The sequence below is a fragment of the Serinicoccus sp. JS2-9 genome (genome assembly GCF_059025165.1).
The window spans coordinates 1-15141 of record NZ_CM180091.1 but is presented as its reverse complement, the minus strand read 5'-3'; the positions used below and the strand labels follow the sequence as shown (position 1 = coordinate 15141).

12 protein-coding genes and 3 rRNA genes are annotated in these 15141 nt (G+C 65.1%); all 15 read left to right on the top strand.

What is annotated here, in order from left to right; all coding sequences use genetic code 11:
• Window positions 1–58 precede the first annotated feature (58 nt).
• Window positions 59–1384, top strand: coding sequence for a preprotein translocase subunit SecY (gene secY / locus AC5PYY_RS00075; protein ID WP_493897820.1), 1326 nt, complete (start codon window positions 59–61; stop codon window positions 1382–1384).
• Window positions 1384–1989 carry an adenylate kinase gene (locus AC5PYY_RS00070; protein ID WP_493897819.1) on the top strand — a complete coding sequence of 202 codons (606 nt, stop codon included), beginning with the start codon at window positions 1384–1386 and terminating at the stop codon, window positions 1987–1989. Before secY ends, AC5PYY_RS00070 begins: the two co-directional genes overlap by 1 nt.
• Entirely contained in the window at window positions 1989–2864 is an 876-nt protein-coding gene (gene map, locus AC5PYY_RS00065; protein ID WP_493897818.1) for a type I methionyl aminopeptidase, read from the top strand. Before AC5PYY_RS00070 ends, map begins: the two co-directional genes overlap by 1 nt.
• A gap of 93 nt (window positions 2865–2957) precedes the next feature.
• Window positions 2958–3179: a translation initiation factor IF-1 gene (gene infA, locus AC5PYY_RS00060; RefSeq protein ID WP_022925313.1), complete on the top strand. Its 222-nt coding sequence runs from the start codon at window positions 2958–2960 to the stop codon at window positions 3177–3179.
• A gap of 70 nt (window positions 3180–3249) precedes the next feature.
• Window positions 3250–3363 (top strand): 50S ribosomal protein L36, encoded by a 114-nt coding sequence (gene rpmJ / locus AC5PYY_RS00055; RefSeq protein WP_022925314.1) that lies wholly within the window; start codon window positions 3250–3252, stop codon window positions 3361–3363.
• 206 nt (window positions 3364–3569) lie between these two features.
• A complete protein-coding gene (rpsM, locus tag AC5PYY_RS00050; protein ID WP_493897817.1) occupies window positions 3570–3947 on the top strand; it encodes a 30S ribosomal protein S13 in 378 nt (125 codons plus the stop codon).
• A gap of 272 nt (window positions 3948–4219) precedes the next feature.
• Window positions 4220–4627 carry a 30S ribosomal protein S11 gene (gene rpsK, locus AC5PYY_RS00045; protein WP_022919811.1) on the top strand — a complete coding sequence of 136 codons (408 nt, stop codon included), beginning with the start codon at window positions 4220–4222 and terminating at the stop codon, window positions 4625–4627.
• A gap of 27 nt (window positions 4628–4654) precedes the next feature.
• Window positions 4655–5263, top strand: a complete 609-nt coding sequence (gene rpsD / locus AC5PYY_RS00040) for a 30S ribosomal protein S4 (RefSeq protein ID WP_493897816.1) — start codon at window positions 4655–4657, stop codon at window positions 5261–5263.
• 271 nt (window positions 5264–5534) lie between these two features.
• Window positions 5535–6557, top strand: coding sequence for a DNA-directed RNA polymerase subunit alpha (locus AC5PYY_RS00035; protein WP_493897815.1), 1023 nt, complete (start codon window positions 5535–5537; stop codon window positions 6555–6557).
• 25 nt (window positions 6558–6582) lie between these two features.
• On the top strand, window positions 6583–7416 hold the full coding sequence (gene rplQ, locus AC5PYY_RS00030; RefSeq protein WP_493897814.1) for a 50S ribosomal protein L17, sunset domain variant: 834 nt from the start codon (window positions 6583–6585) through the stop codon (window positions 7414–7416).
• Between the two features lie 101 nt (window positions 7417–7517).
• A complete protein-coding gene (truA, locus tag AC5PYY_RS00025) occupies window positions 7518–8375 on the top strand; it encodes a tRNA pseudouridine(38-40) synthase TruA (RefSeq protein ID WP_493897813.1) in 858 nt (285 codons plus the stop codon).
• A gap of 5 nt (window positions 8376–8380) precedes the next feature.
• Window positions 8381–9355, top strand: coding sequence for a zinc-binding dehydrogenase (locus AC5PYY_RS00020; RefSeq protein ID WP_493897812.1), 975 nt, complete (start codon window positions 8381–8383; stop codon window positions 9353–9355).
• Between the two features lie 361 nt (window positions 9356–9716).
• Window positions 9717–11250 (top strand): 16S ribosomal RNA (locus AC5PYY_RS00015).
• Window positions 11251–11754: 504 nt separating this feature from the next.
• Window positions 11755–14892, top strand: a 23S ribosomal RNA gene (locus tag AC5PYY_RS00010).
• 114 nt (window positions 14893–15006) lie between these two features.
• Window positions 15007–15123, top strand: a 5S ribosomal RNA gene (gene rrf, locus AC5PYY_RS00005).
• The 16S, 23S and 5S rRNA genes sit together here, the layout of an rRNA operon.
• Window positions 15124–15141: the final 18 nt, after the last annotated feature.

Below are 15141 nucleotides of genomic sequence, written 5' to 3'. Positions count from 1 at the left end.
CGGGCTCGTCGTCGCCCGCGACGCGAGACGAGTCGCCAGGACCCACAGGAGGACCTGAATGCTCTCCGCGTTCGTGCGTGCGTTCAAGACGCCGGATCTTCGCCGGAAGATCCTCTTCACGCTCGCCATCATGACGCTGTACCGGCTCGGGACGCACATCCCGACGCCGGGCGTCGACTACGGCCTCGTGCAGCAGTGCCTCAACACCGCGCAGCTGTCCGGCAATGTGCTGGGCATGGTCAACCTCTTCTCCGGCGGCGCCATGGTGCAGCTGTCGATCTTCGCGCTGGGGATCATGCCCTACATCACGGCGGCGATCATCGTGCAGCTGCTGACCGTGGTCATCCCGCGCTTCGAGCAACTCAAGAAGGAGGGGCAGGCGGGGCAGTCGAAGATGACGCAGTACACCCGCTACCTCACGATCGGGCTGGCGGTGCTGCAGGCCTCGACGCTGGTGACGATCGCCCGTGAGCCGGCCCGCCTCTTCGGTGCGAGCTGCACCTCCGTTATGCCGGACGAGAGCTGGTGGACGCTGTCCCTCATGGTGCTGGTGATGACCGCCGGCACCGGCCTGATCATGTGGCTCGGTGAGCTCATCACCGAGAAGGGCGTCGGCAACGGGATGTCGTTGCTCATCTTCGTCTCGATCGCGGCCAGCTTCCCGGCCGCCCTCGGCGCGATCTGGCAGCAGTCCATCACGACCTTCGTCCTGGTGATGCTGCTCGGGCTGGTCATCATGACCCTCGTCGTCTACGTCGAGCAGTGCCAGCGCCGGATCCCGGTGCAGTACGCCAAGCGGATGGTCGGGCGCCGGCAGTACGGCGGGACGTCCACCTACATCCCGCTCAAGCTGAACATGGCGAACGTCATCCCCATCATCTTCGCCAGCTCGATCCTCATGCTGCCCTCGCTCATCGCGAACTTCAACCGTCCGACCGACCCGGGCGAGGTCGCGCCGGGATGGGTGACCTTCGTCGACCGCTACCTCTCGATGGGGGTGTCGGGCTCGGGCACGCACTGGGTCTACATGGTCCTCTACGCCGCGATGATCATCTTCTTCTGCTTCTTCTACACCTCCGTGACCTTCAACCCGACCGACGTCGCGGACAACATGAAGCGCTATGGCGGGTTCATCCCGGGGATCCGCGCAGGCCGGCCCACGGCCGAGTACCTTGAGTACGTCATCAACCGGATCACGACGCCCGGCGCGCTCTACCTCGCGGGCCTGGCGCTCATCCCCCTCATCGCGTTCAACGTCATGGGCGTGGCGAACTTCCCGCTGGGAGGCGCCTCGATCCTCATCATCGTGGGTGTCGGTCTGCAGACGGTGAAGCAGATCGAGTCCCAGCTCCAGCAGCACGACTACGAAGGGTTCCTCCGCTGATGCGTCTGATCATGCTCGGCCCTCCCGGTGCCGGTAAGGGCACCCAAGCGGCGATCGTCTCCGAGGCCCACGGCATCCCCGCCATCTCCACGGGTGACATCTTCCGGGCCAACATCAAGAACGAGACCCCGCTGGGTCTGCAGGTCAAGGAGATCACCGCCTCCGGCGGCTACGTCCCTGACGAGGTCACCAACGCCATCGTCAAGGACCGGCTCGCCGAGTCCGACGCGGCCGCGGGATTCCTGCTCGACGGCTACCCCCGGACCACGGGACAGGTCGAGGCGCTCGACGAGATGCTGGGCGATGCCGGTCACGCCCTGGATGTCGTGGTGGAGCTCACCGTCGACACCGACGAGGTGGTCCAGCGGCTGCTGGCGCGGGCGCAGGACCAGGGACGCTCGGACGACACCGAGGACGTCATCCGCGAGAGGATGCGGATCTATACCGAGGAGACCGCGCCGCTGGCCGCGGTCTACAAGCAGCGCGGACTGCTGCGTCGCGTCGACGGCATGGGCAGTATGCAGGAGGTCACCTCCCGCATCGAGGGCGTGCTCGAGGGTGTGGGCGCCTCGGCGCAGGACGCCGACGTCGACCCGACGGCCTGATGGCGTTGTTCCGCCGCCGCTCCCGCATCGAGGCCAAGACCCCGGACCAGCTGCGCGCCATGCGCCGCGCCGGTCGCGTCGTGGGTGACACGCTGGCGCTGGCCCGCGACCGCGCGGTCGACGGGATCCGCACCTCCGAGCTCGACGCGCTCGCCGAGGACGCCATCCGCTCGGCTGGCGCCGTGCCGAGCTTTCTCGGCTATCACGGCTTCACCGGAAGCCTGTGCATCTCGGTCAACGACGAGGTCGTCCACGGGATCCCGGGGGAGCGGGTCCTGGCCACCGGCGACCTCGTCTCGATCGACTGCGGCGCCATCGTGGAGGGGTGGCATGGGGACGCGGCGCTGAGCCTCGTCGTCGGTGGACGCGAGCAGGGCACCCCGGCTGATCTGGCCCTCATGGACGACACCGAGGCCTCGCTGTGGGCGGGGATGGCTGCGCTGCGCCCGGGCGGCCGACTGTTCGCGGTCGGCGACGCCGTCGAGGAGAGCATCGACGCCGCGCTCGAGCGACGGCGCGCGCAAGGTGTCCCCGGCGTCGAGCGCTACGGCATCCTCGAGGACTACACCGGCCACGGCATCGGCCGGGAGATGCACATGGAGCCGCACGTCCCCAACTACGGCGTGACCTCGACCGGACCGTCGGTGCCGGCCGGAAGCACCTTCGCCGTGGAGCCGATGGTCACGCTCGGGACGATCGAGACCCGGACCCTCGACGACGACTGGACCGTCGTCACGAGTGACGGTAGTCGCGCCGCCCACTGGGAGCACACCGTGGCGGTCACCGACGACGGACTCTGGGTGCTCACGGCCCCGGACGGGGGAGAGGCGGGCCTGTCCTCCGTCAGCGCACGCTTCGCCCCGCTCGCCGACTGAGGGCGATTCGCTCCCTGCTTGCGTTTCCCGTACGATGGGGGGTCGGCCCCGCGTGGGCCGATCAGCAGGTACGTCACGGGAAATGTGGAGGACATGGCGAAGAAGGACGGCGTCATTGAGATCGAGGGCACGGTTGTCGAGGCCCTCCCGAATGCGAACTTCCGGGTCGAGCTGACCAACGGTCACGTTGTGCTGGCTCACATCTCCGGGAAGATGCGTCAGCACTACATCCGGATCCTCCCCGAGGACCGGGTCGTCGTGGAGCTCAGTCCGTACGACCTCACTCGCGGACGCATCGTCTTCCGCTACCGCTGACCGTGGGGCCCACCCGGGCCGCACGCTGCACCCCACCCGCACAGATCCACTCACCCAGAGGCAGGCAGCCATGAAGGTTCAGCCGAGCGTGAAGAAGATCTGCGACAAGTGCAAGGTGATCCGCCGTCACGGCCGGGTCATGGTGATCTGCGACAACCTGCGCCACAAGCAGCGCCAGGGCTGACGCGATCGCGATCGCACGCGTCGCAGCTTCGATGCGTCGACGACGACACAACTGAATACACCTGAAGACGCAGCACCCGACCCCCGCCGACCGGCGGGACGTCACCCCCGGCAGCGAGAGCTGGGGACCGCGGGCGAACGAGCCCATCAGACGATGCGGACCGGTGCTGCACCAGACTCTCGCGAACGATCAAGGAGCACTGCCACATGGCACGACTCATCGGTGTCGACCTGCCGCGCGACAAGCGCGTGGAGGTCGCTCTCACCTACATCTTCGGCGTGGGCCGCACCCGCGCCGAGAAGACGCTGGAGGCGACGGGCGTGGACCCGTCGGTCCGCGTCAAAGACCTGACGGAAGAGCAGCTGGTCGCCCTGCGTGACCACCTCGAGGGCGAGTACCGCCTCGAGGGCGACCTGCGCCGAGAGGTGGCCGCCGACATCCGCCGCAAGGCCGAGATCGGCAGTTACCAGGGCCTGCGGCACCGCCGCGGACTCCCGGTGCACGGTCAGCGCACCAAGACCAACGCGCGGACCCGCAAGGGCCCCAAGCGCACCGTCGCCGGCAAGAAGAAGGCCGGCAAGTAGTCCGTTGAGGGGCTCCGCCCCCCAACCACCCCCCAGGGCTTCGCCCGAGGTTCGGGGCTCCGCCCCCCAACCACCCCCCAGGGCTTCGCCCGAGGTTCGGGGCTCCGCCCCCCAACCACCCCCCAGGGCTTCGCCCGAGGTTCGGGGCTCCGCCCCCCAACCACCCCTCAGGGCTTCGCCCGAGGTTCGGGGCTTCGCCCCAGACCCCGCGTCTGGTCCGGTCCGAGGCCCCGCCTCGACCCACAGATTTGCTCTTCCGCTAGGAGAAACACATGCCCCCCAAGAGCCGTCAGGCCGCCGGCGCCCGGAAGGTGCGCCGCAAGGAGAAGAAGAACGTCGCCTTCGGGCAGGCTCACATCAAGAGCACGTTCAGCAACACCATCATCTCGATCACCGACCCCACCGGTGCCGTCATCGCCTGGTCCTCCTCGGGCCAGGTCGGCTTCAAGGGCTCGCGCAAGTCGACCCCCTACGCCGCGCAGATGGCCGCCGAGGCCGCCGCCCGCCGTGCCATGGACCACGGCATGCGCAAGGTCGACGTCTTCGTCAAGGGCCCGGGCTCCGGTCGTGAGACCGCGATTCGTTCCCTGACCGCCGCCGGCCTGGAGGTCGGCGCGATCAGCGACGTCACCCCCCAGGCGCACAACGGCGTCCGCCCGCCCAAGAAGCGTCGCAACTAAGAGCCCCGGAAAGGTTAGGGAAAGAACATGGCCCGTTATACCGGCCCCATCACCAAGAAGTCCCGTCGGCTCAAGGTCGACCTCGTCGGCGGCGACAAGAACTTCGACCTGCGTCCCTTCCCCCCGGGGCAGCACGGTCGGCGCCGCAGCCAGGAGAAGGAGTACCTCACCCAGCTGCAGGAGAAGCAGAAGGCTCGCTTCACCTACGGCGTCATGGAGAAGCAGTTCCGCCGCTACTACGCCGAGGCCGCCCGCCGCCCCGGCAAGACCGGTGCGAATCTGCTCATCATCCTCGAGTCCCGCCTCGACAACGTCGTCTACCGTGCCGGCCTGGCCCGGACGCGCCGCGCCGCCCGTCAGCTGGTGACCCACGGCCACTTCCTGGTCAACGGTCAGCGGGTCGACGTCCCGTCCTACCGGGTGGAGCAGTACGACATCATCGAGATCCGGCCGCAGTCCGTGGAGACCTTCCCGTTCGAGCTGGCCCGGCAGACCTTCGGCGACCGCCCGGTCCCGGCCTGGATGAAGGTCGTCCCCGGCTCGCTGAAGATCCTCATCCACCAGCTGCCCGTCCGGGAGCAGATCGACACGATCCTCACCGAGCAGCTGATCGTCGAGCTGTACTCGAAGAACTGATCCAGTGGGGGGCTGCGCCCCCCACGCCCCCGGAACGGCGAGGTGCTCGCGTCGCTCGCTCGTTCTAGATGTTCCGAGAAGCCCAGGCCTCGCTGCGCTCGGCGGTCTTCTCGGGCTCGCTCCGCGAGCGGGTGGGTATGCGGTCGCAACTGCATACCTGCCCCTCACCTGCCACGGTCACGGACAGAGGTGACCGGGGTAGCCGGCCGCAGGTCGGTCGGCACTCTTTCGCGGCGTCATATAGCGGTCGCCGCAGGAAAGGAACTGAACAGTGCTCATCGCACAGCGCCCCACCCTGTCTGAGGAGGTCGTCTCCGACAGCCGCTCCCGGTTCGTCCTCGAGCCCCTGGAGCCCGGCTTCGGCTACACCCTCGGCAACTCCCTCCGCCGGACCCTGCTCTCGAGCATCCCCGGCGCGTCCCTCACCAGCATCCGGATCGACGGCGTGCTGCACGAGTTCTCCACGATCCCCGGGGTCAAGGAGGACGTCACCGAGATCATCCTCAACCTCAAGAGCCTGGTCGTCTCCAGCGAGCACGACGAGCCCGTCGTGATGTACCTGCGCAAGCAGGGCGCCGGCGCGGTCACCGCGGCCGACATCGCCCCGCCGGCCGGCGTGGAGATCCACAACCCGGACCTGCACCTGGCGACCCTGGGCGACTCCGGCAAGATCGAGATGGAGATGACGGTCGAGCGTGGCCGTGGCTACGTCTCGGCGCAGCTCAACAAGTCCGGTGAGCAGGAGATCGGCCGCATCCCGGTCGACTCCATCTACTCCCCGGTGCTCGCCGTGACGTACAAGGTCGAGGCGACCCGTGTCGAGCAGCGCACGGACTTCGACCGGCTCGTCATCGACGTCGAGACCAAGAGCTCGGTCACCCCGCGCGACGCGGTCGCCTCCGCGGGTCGCACCCTGGTCGAGCTCTTCGGCCTGGCCCGTGAGCTCAATGTCGAGGCCGAGGGCATCGAGATCGGCCCCTCGACCGGCGACGGCGCCCTGGCATCCGACCTGGCGCTGCCGATCGAGGAGCTGGACCTCACCGTGCGGTCCTACAACTGCCTCAAGCGTGAGGGCATCCACAGCGTCGGCGAGCTCGTCGGCCGCAGCGAGGCCGACCTGCTCGACATCCGCAACTTCGGTGCGAAGTCGATCGACGAGGTGAAGGACAAGCTCGCCGAGATGGGGCTGGCCCTCAAGGACAGCCCGCCCGGATTCGAGGGTGCGGCCGCCTACGAGGACGGTTCGTACGACGACGAGGGCGACGCCGCCTTCGCCGAGGACGAGCAGTACTGAGACTGAGAAACAACAAGGAGAACTCATGCCTGCCCCCAAGAAGGGTCCGCGCCTCGGCGGCGGTCCGGCGCACGAGCGCCTGATCCTGTCCAACCTCGCGACCGCTCTGTTCGAGCACGACCGCATCACGACTACCGAGGCCAAGGCCAAGCGGCTCCGCCCGCTGGCCGAGCGGCTGGTGACCTTCGCCAAGCGTGGTGACCTGCACAACCGCCGCAAGGTGCTGGCGATCGTCCGGGACAAGGGCGTCGTCCACCGCCTCTTCACCGAGATCGCCCCGGACATGGCCGAGCGTCCGGGTGGTTACACCCGCATTACCAAGATCGCCCCGCGCAAGGGCGACAACGCGCCGATGGCCGTCATCGAGCTCGTCCGCGAGCCGGTCGCCAAGAAGGCCGTCGTCACCCAGGCGGAAGGCGCGACCAAGCGGGCCGCCAAGGATGCCGCGGCCAGTGAGACGGAGCTGGCGCCGGCCGCCCCCGCCGAGGTCGTCGAGGTCAACGAGACCGCCTCGGAGGAGCCGACCGAGGCCGCGATGGTCTCCGCCGGCGCCGACGACGCGACGGCCGACGACGCGACGGCGGACTCTGCTGCGACAGATGACGCGCGTGACTTCGGACCGGACAGCGCCCCGGCCGGCGAGGACGGTTCCGCGCCCGACGGCTTCGACGTCAAGGGCAACGCCGACTCGATGAAGTACCACGTCCCCGGCTCGCAGTGGTACGACGCGACCGAGGCGGAGGTGTGGTTCCGCACCGCCGAGGCGGCCGAGGCGGCCGGCTTCGAGCCGGCTGGTGGCGCCGCTCCGCAGCAGGGCGCGGACGCGGGTCTGGAGATCGGCAGCTCGGACGAGGACTGATCGAGCGCCCCGGCGTGACGAGCAGGGCCACCATCCCGGAAGGGGTGGTGGCCCTGCTCGCGTCTGCGTGCTGTCCGGTGCGGCGGTGGCAGGATGGACCGGTGCGGATCCGACTCGACCTCGCCTACGACGGCAGCGACTTCTCGGGCTGGGCTCGACAGCCAGGGCTGCGCACGGTGGAGCAGACCCTGGGCGAGGGACTGGCGACCATCCTCCGGCGCGACCAGCCCCGACTGACGGTGGGTGGTCGCACCGACGCGGGGGTGCACGCCCGCGGATCGGTCTGCCACCTCGACCTGGGGGCTGACGACTGGGCCGCCCTGCCCGGCCGGTCCTCGCGGTCCCCGGCGGAGGCGCTGGTGACCAGGTTGCGCGGGGTGTTGCCGGACGATCTGGTGGTGCACCGGGCCGCCGAGGTCGACGAGGCCTTCGACGCGCGGTTCTCCGCCCTCCGCCGGCGCTACTCCTACCGACTGGCCGACCACCCCCAGGCGCTCGATCCGCTGCGCCGCCGCGACACCGTCGCCGTGCGGCGCCCTCTGGACGAGACGGCCATGGACCTGGCGTCGCGTCCCCTGGTCGGCCTGGGGGACTTCGCCGCGTTCTGCCGCCCCCGGGAGGGGGCGAGCACCATCCGGACGTTGCTCGAGTTCTCCTGGAGCCGCGACCCTGCCGGCGTGGTGGTGGGCAGGATCGTGGCCGACGCGTTCTGCCACCACATGGTGCGCGCCCTCGTGGGCTCGGTGGTCGCGGTCGGGGACGGCGGCCGTGGGCCCGACTGGCCCAGGGCGGTGCAGGACGCCGCGGTCCGTGATCCGGCCGTGCAGGTCATGCCGGCGCACGGACTGTGCCTGGAGGAGATCGTCTATCCGGAGGCCGTCGCGGAGCAGCGGGCCAGGGCGCAGGAGAGCCGGGCGGTGCGCACGCCGGGCGAGGGCGGGGCAGCGCGGCTAGGGTGAGCAGCATGCTGGCCGCCTATGCCGAATCGCTCCACCCCGACGGACCCTTGGACGGTCTCGTGGTCGGGGAGCGCCCGACGCCCGAGCCTCCTCCCGGCTGGACGGTGCTGCCGGTGGTCGCCGCAGGCCTCAACCACCACGACCTCTGGTCGCTGCGAGGCGTGGGGCTGGGGGAGGACCGCCTGCCGATGATCCTCGGGTGTGACGCGGTGGCGCGGCACCCGGAGGAGGGGGAGGTCGTCGTCTATCCCGTGACGGCGGGGACCCCAGGCTGGTCGGGGGACACCACGCTGGACCCGCGGCGGTCGCTGCTGTCCGAGCTGCACCAGGGGACGCTCGCGGAGCAGGTGGCCGTCCCCGAGGGCTCCTGGGTCCCGCGCCCGGAGCACCTGGACGCCGTGGAGGCGGCAACCCTATCCACCGCGTGGCTGACGGCCTATCGCATGCTCTTTGCGAAGGCGGACGTCCGCCCCGGCGACACCGTCCTGGTGCAGGGGGCCGGTGGTGGCGTCTCGACCGCCCTGATCCAGCTGGGGGCGGCGGCCGGCCTCAGGGTCTGGGTGACGGGTCGCTCTGAGACCAAACGCCACCGTGCGCTTGGGCTCGGGGCTGCCGCCACCTTCGAGGTGGGGGAGCGGCTGCCCGCGCGGGTCGACGCCGTGCTGGAGAGCGTCGGAGCGGCGACCTGGTCGCACTCGATCAACGCCCTGCGCCCCGGAGGAACCATCGTGATCTGCGGCGCCACGTCCGGCGACGCGCCGGAGAAGGCCGAGCTGACCAAGATTTTCTTCAAGCAGTTGCGCGTGGTGGGGTCGACCATGGGCACTCTGGCCGAGCTCCGTGCGCTGTGCAGCTTCGTCGAGCAGACTGGGCTCCGGCCGACCGTGCAGGCGACCTATCCGCTGGCGCAGACGCGCGCGGCGTTGGCCCAGATGGAGGGCGGGGACCTGGTGGGCAAGCTCGGGATCCAGGTGGCCTGACCCGTTGCCGCGCTCAGTTTGCGCGCTCCCGACCCGGTGTGTAGTGTTGTCCTTCGCTGACGACGCGAGAGCGGCGAAAGCGTAGCCCATCAGGCACTCCCATCGACGATGATCCTCCGCTCAGCGGTTGGGATCACGGATGTGTGTCTGGTAGACTGGAGAGGTTGCCCCAGGCGGGGTCGCTGCAACACAGTTGTTCTGCCTGGTGTGTGTCCGATTCTTGAGAACTCAACAGCGTGTTTGTTTTTTGATGCCATGTTTTGTTTTGCCATGGCTGGGTGCCCGCCCCCGGGTGTCTGGTTGTGGTGTTTTTGCCGGGTTGTCTGGCTTTCCGATGCTCATGGTTATGGGTTTTGGTTTTTTTTCGGAGAGTTTGATCCTGGCTCAGGACGAACGCTGGCGGCGTGCTTAACACATGCAAGTCGAACGATGATCCCGTGCTTGCACGGGGGATTAGTGGCGAACGGGTGAGTAACACGTGAGTAACCTGCCCTCCACTCTGGGATAAGCGCTGGAAACGGCGTCTAATACTGGATAGGACACCTGCCTGCATGGGTGTGGTGTGGAAAGATTTTTTGGTGGTGGATGGACTCGCGGCCTATCAGCTTGTTGGTGGGGTAATGGCCTACCAAGGCGACGACGGGTAGCCGGCCTGAGAGGGTGACCGGCCACACTGGGACTGAGACACGGCCCAGACTCCTACGGGAGGCAGCAGTGGGGAATATTGCACAATGGGCGGAAGCCTGATGCAGCGACGCCGCGTGAGGGATGACGGCCTTCGGGTTGTAAACCTCTTTCAGCTCTGACGAAGCTTTTGTGACGGTAGGAGCAGAAGAAGCACCGGCTAACTACGTGCCAGCAGCCGCGGTAATACGTAGGGTGCGAGCGTTGTCCGGAATTATTGGGCGTAAAGAGCTTGTAGGCGGTTTGTCGCGTCTGCTGTGAAAGCCCGGGGCTTAACTCCGGGTCTGCAGTGGGTACGGGCAGGCTAGAGTGTGGTAGGGGAGACTGGAATTCCTGGTGTAGCGGTGGAATGCGCAGATATCAGGAGGAACACCGATGGCGAAGGCAGGTCTCTGGGCCATTACTGACGCTGAGAAGCGAAAGCGTGGGGAGCGAACAGGATTAGATACCCTGGTAGTCCACGCCGTAAACGTTGGGCGCTAGGTGTGGGTCCCATTCCACGGGGTCCGTGCCGCAGCTAACGCATTAAGCGCCCCGCCTGGGGAGTACGGCCGCAAGGCTAAAACTCAAAGGAATTGACGGGGGCCCGCACAAGCGGCGGAGCATGCGGATTAATTCGATGCAACGCGAAGAACCTTACCAAGGCTTGACATACACCGGACGATCGCAGAGATGTGGTTTCCCTTTGTGGCTGGTGTACAGGTGGTGCATGGTTGTCGTCAGCTCGTGTCGTGAGATGTTGGGTTAAGTCCCGCAACGAGCGCAACCCTCGTTCCATGTTGCCAGCAACACCCTTTGTGGTGGTTGGGGACTCATGGGAGACTGCCGGGGTCAACTCGGAGGAAGGTGGGGATGACGTCAAATCATCATGCCCCTTACGTCTTGGGCTTCACGCATGCTACAATGGCCGGTACAAAGGGCTGCGATCCCGTGAGGGGGAGCGAATCCCAGAAAGCCGGTCTCAGTTCGGATTGGGGTCTGCAACTCGACCCCATGAAGTCGGAGTCGCTAGTAATCGCAGATCAGCAACGCTGCGGTGAATACGTTCCCGGGCCTTGTACACACCGCCCGTCAAGTCACGAAAGTCGGTAACACCCGAAGCCGGTGGCCTAACCCCTTGTGGGAGGGAGCTGTCGAAGGTGGGACTGGTGATTGGGACTAAGTCGTAACAAGGTAGCCGTACCGGAAGGTGCGGCTGGATCACCTCCTTTCTAAGGAGCACACCGTTGAAGCATGTGCCTCGTGGTGACTTCTGCCCTGTGTGGGTGGGAGGAGCTGGTCGGGGTGTGTGTGGTGGCCTCGTTGGTGCCCGCGTGTGGTGCCCGGGGTTGCTCTGGGTGGAACATCAAGGAACTGTCGCCGGCCCTGTGCTGGTGGTGCCTGGATCTGAGTACGGCCTGCTGCCCTCACTGTTGTGGGGGTGTGGGTGGGGAAAGGGGTGGGTGCTGCTGGTGGGGTGGGTGCAAACACGCTGTTGGGTCCTGAAGGATCGGACCCCTGTCTGGGTTGGGAGCTTTGTGGGTTCTCGGTCTGGGTGGTGGTCGGGTTTTTCGGTGGCTGGGGCTGCTGGGTTCGGTCATACCCGCTCCGTGTCCCACGACGTGCACTGCGGTGTGTGTGGTGGGTGGGGGTGTGTGGTGGCTGGTTGTGCCTGGTGGTGGCTGGTTGTTGGTTGAGAACTGTACAGTGGACGCGAGCATCTTTGTGGCTTGTTTTGTTAAGTTTTTAAGAGCGCACGGTGGATGCCTTGGCACTAGGAACCGAAGAAGGACGTAGGAATCTGCGATAAGCCTCGGGGAGTCGATAACCAGACTGTGATCCGAGGGTGTCCGAATGGGGAAACCCGGCCAGTTTCATCGCTGGTCACCCGCACCTGAATGTATAGGGTGTGTGGAGGGAACGTGGGGAAGTGAAACATCTCAGTACCCACAGGAAGAGAAAACAACATGTGATTCCGTGAGTAGTGGCGAGCGAAAGCGGATGAGGCTAAACCGCGGCTGTGTGATACCGGGTAGGGGTTGCAGTCGTGGGGTTGTGGGAGTGTTCGTACCGGGTCTATCCGCCTGGTGCGCAGTGAGAAATCGCGTGGTGTAGGTGAAAGGTCTGGAAAGGCCTGGCGTAGACGGTGAGACCCCGGTAGCCGAAACATCCGTGACTGCGTGTGACATCTTCCCGAGTAGTACGGGGCCCGAGAAATCCCGTACGAATCTGGCAGGACCACCTGCTAAGCCTAAATATTCCCTAGTGACCGATAGCGGACAAGTACCGTGAGGGAAAGGTGAAAAGTACCCCGGGAGGGGAGTGAAATAGTTCCTGAAACCGTGCGCTTACAATCCGTCGGAGCCTGCCTGTTGGTGGGTGACGGCGTGCCTTTTGAAGAATGAGCCTGCGAGTTAGTGCTCAGTGGCGAGGTTAACCCGTGTGGGGAAGCCGTAGCGAAAGCGAGTCCGAACAGGGCGTATGAGTCGCTGGGTCTAGACCCGAAGCGGAGTGATCTACCCATGGCCAGGGTGAAGCGCGGGTAAGACCGCGTGGAGGCCCGAACCCACTTAGGTTGAAAACTGAGGGGATGAGCTGTGGGTAGGGGTGAAAGGCCAATCAAACTCCGTGATAGCTGGTTCTCCCCGAAATGCATTTAGGTGCAGCGTCATGTGTTTCTTGCCGGAGGTAGAGCTACTGGATGGCTGATGGGCCCTACCGGGTTACTGACGTCAGCCAAACTCCGAATGCCGGTAAGTGAGAGCATGGCAGTGAGACTGCGGGGGATAAGCTTCGTAGTCGAGAGGGAAACAGCCCAGATCACCAGCTAAGGTCCCTAAGCGTGTGCTAAGTGGGAAAGGATGTGGAGTTGCGAAGACAACCAGGAGGTTGGCTTAGAAGCAGCCACCCTTGAAAGAGTGCGTAATAGCTCACTGGTCAAGTGATTCCGCGCCGACAATGTAGCGGGGCTCAAGCACACCACCGAAGCTGTGGCACCAACATTATTGCTCAGCACCTCCACTTGTGGTGGTGTTCAGGCGTGTTGGTGGGTAGGGGAGCGTCGTGCCGGGAGTGAAGCATCCGAGTGATCGAGGTGTGGATCCGGCACGAGTGAGAATGCAGGCATGAGTAGCGAATGAAGAGTGAGAAACTCTTCCGCCGAATAACCAAGGGTTCCAGGGTCAAGCTAATCTGCCCTGGGTAAGTCGGGACCTAAGGCGAGGCCGACAGGCGTAGTCGATGGACATCCGGTTGATATTCCGGAACCGGCGAAGAACCGCCCAGTACTGAATCCGGTGATGCTAAGCGCCTGAAGCCGTCCATAGCTCCACACCTTCGGGTGTGGGGCCGGGTGGTGGAACGCGTGACCCGAGCCGGTAGTAGGTAAGCGATGGAAGGACGCAGGAAGGTAGCCTCCGCGTGGCGATGGTTGTCCACGTCGAAGAGCGCAGGGCCGGGGAGTGGTAAATCCGCCCCATCAGTGCCCGAGGCTTGATCGTGACCGCGTATGCGGGAAGCAGGGTGATCCTATGCTGCCAAGAAAAGTTCCTAGCGAGGTTCGAGCCGCCCGTACCCCAAACCGACTCAGGTGGTTAGGTAGAGAATACCAAGGCGATCGAGTGAATCGTGGTTAAGGAACTCGGCAAAATGCCCCCGTAACTTCGGGAGAAGGGGGGCCGTAGACGTGAAACCCCTTTGCGGGTTAGCGTTGACGGCCGCAGAGACCAGGGAGAAGCGACTGTTTACTAAAAACACAGGTCCGTGCGAAGTCGCAAGACGATGTATACGGACTGACGCCTGCCCGGTGCTGGAACGTTAAGGGGACGGGTTAACCCATTCGTGGGTGACGCTCTGAACTTAAGCGCCAGTAAACGGCGGTGGTAACTATAACCATCCTAAGGTAGCGAAATTCCTTGTCGGGTAAGTTCCGACCTGCACGAATGGCGTAACGACTTCTCCACTGTCTCAACCGCGAACTCGGCGAAATTGCACTACGAGTAAAGATGCTCGTTACGCGCAGCAGGACGGAAAGACCCCGGGACCTTTACTATAGCTTGGTATTGGTGTTCGGTACGGCTTGTGTAGGATAGGTGGGAGACTATGAAGCGGCCACGCCAGTGGTCGTGGAGTCATCGTTGAAATACCACTCTGGTCGTTCTGGATGTCTAACCTCGGTCCGTGATCCGGATCAGGGACAGTGCCTGGTGGGTAGTTTAACTGGGGCGGTTGCCTCCCAAAGAGTAACGGAGGCGCCCAAAGGTTCCCTCAGCCTGGTTGGCAATCAGGTGGCGAGTGTAAGTGCACAAGGGAGCTTGACTGTGAGACAGACATGTCAAGCAGAGACGAAAGTCGGGACTAGTGACCCGACGGTGGCTTGTGGAAGCGCCGTCGCTCAACGGATAAAAGGTACCCCGGGGATAACAGGCTGATCCTGCCCAAGAGCTCATATCGACGGCATGGTTTGGCACCTCGATGTCGGCTCGTCGCATCCTGGGGCTGGAGTCGGTCCCAAGGGTTGGGCTGTTCGCCCATTAAAGCGGTACGCGAGCTGGGTTTAGAACGTCGTGAGACAGTTCGGTCCCTATCCGCTGCGCGCGGAGGAAACTTGAGAAGAGCTGTCCCTAGTACGAGAGGACCGGGATGGACGAACCTCTGGTGTGTCAGTTGTCCTGCCAAGGGCACCGCTGATTAGCTACGTTCGGACGTGATAACCGCTGAAAGCATCTAAGCGGGAAGCACACTTCAAGATGAGGTTTCCAACACCCCACCGGGGTGGAGAGGCTCCCAGCTAGACGACTGGGTTGATAGGCCGGACGTGGAAGCACAGCAATGTGCGGAGCTGACCGGTACTAATAAGCCGACAACTTAACAACACACACACAAACACAATGCTCGCGTCCACTGCACGGTTCCCGACCCACAACCACACCCCCACCACAACAACCAACCATGTTGTGACACAGGGACATCCACAGGGTCGACCACGTTACGGCGGTCATAGCGTCAGGGAAACGCCCGGCCACATTCCGAACCCGGAAGCTAAGCCTGACAGCGCCGATGGTACTGCACCGGAAACAGTGTGGGAGAGTAGGACACCGCCGGACTTCTTTTAGCACGAAGGC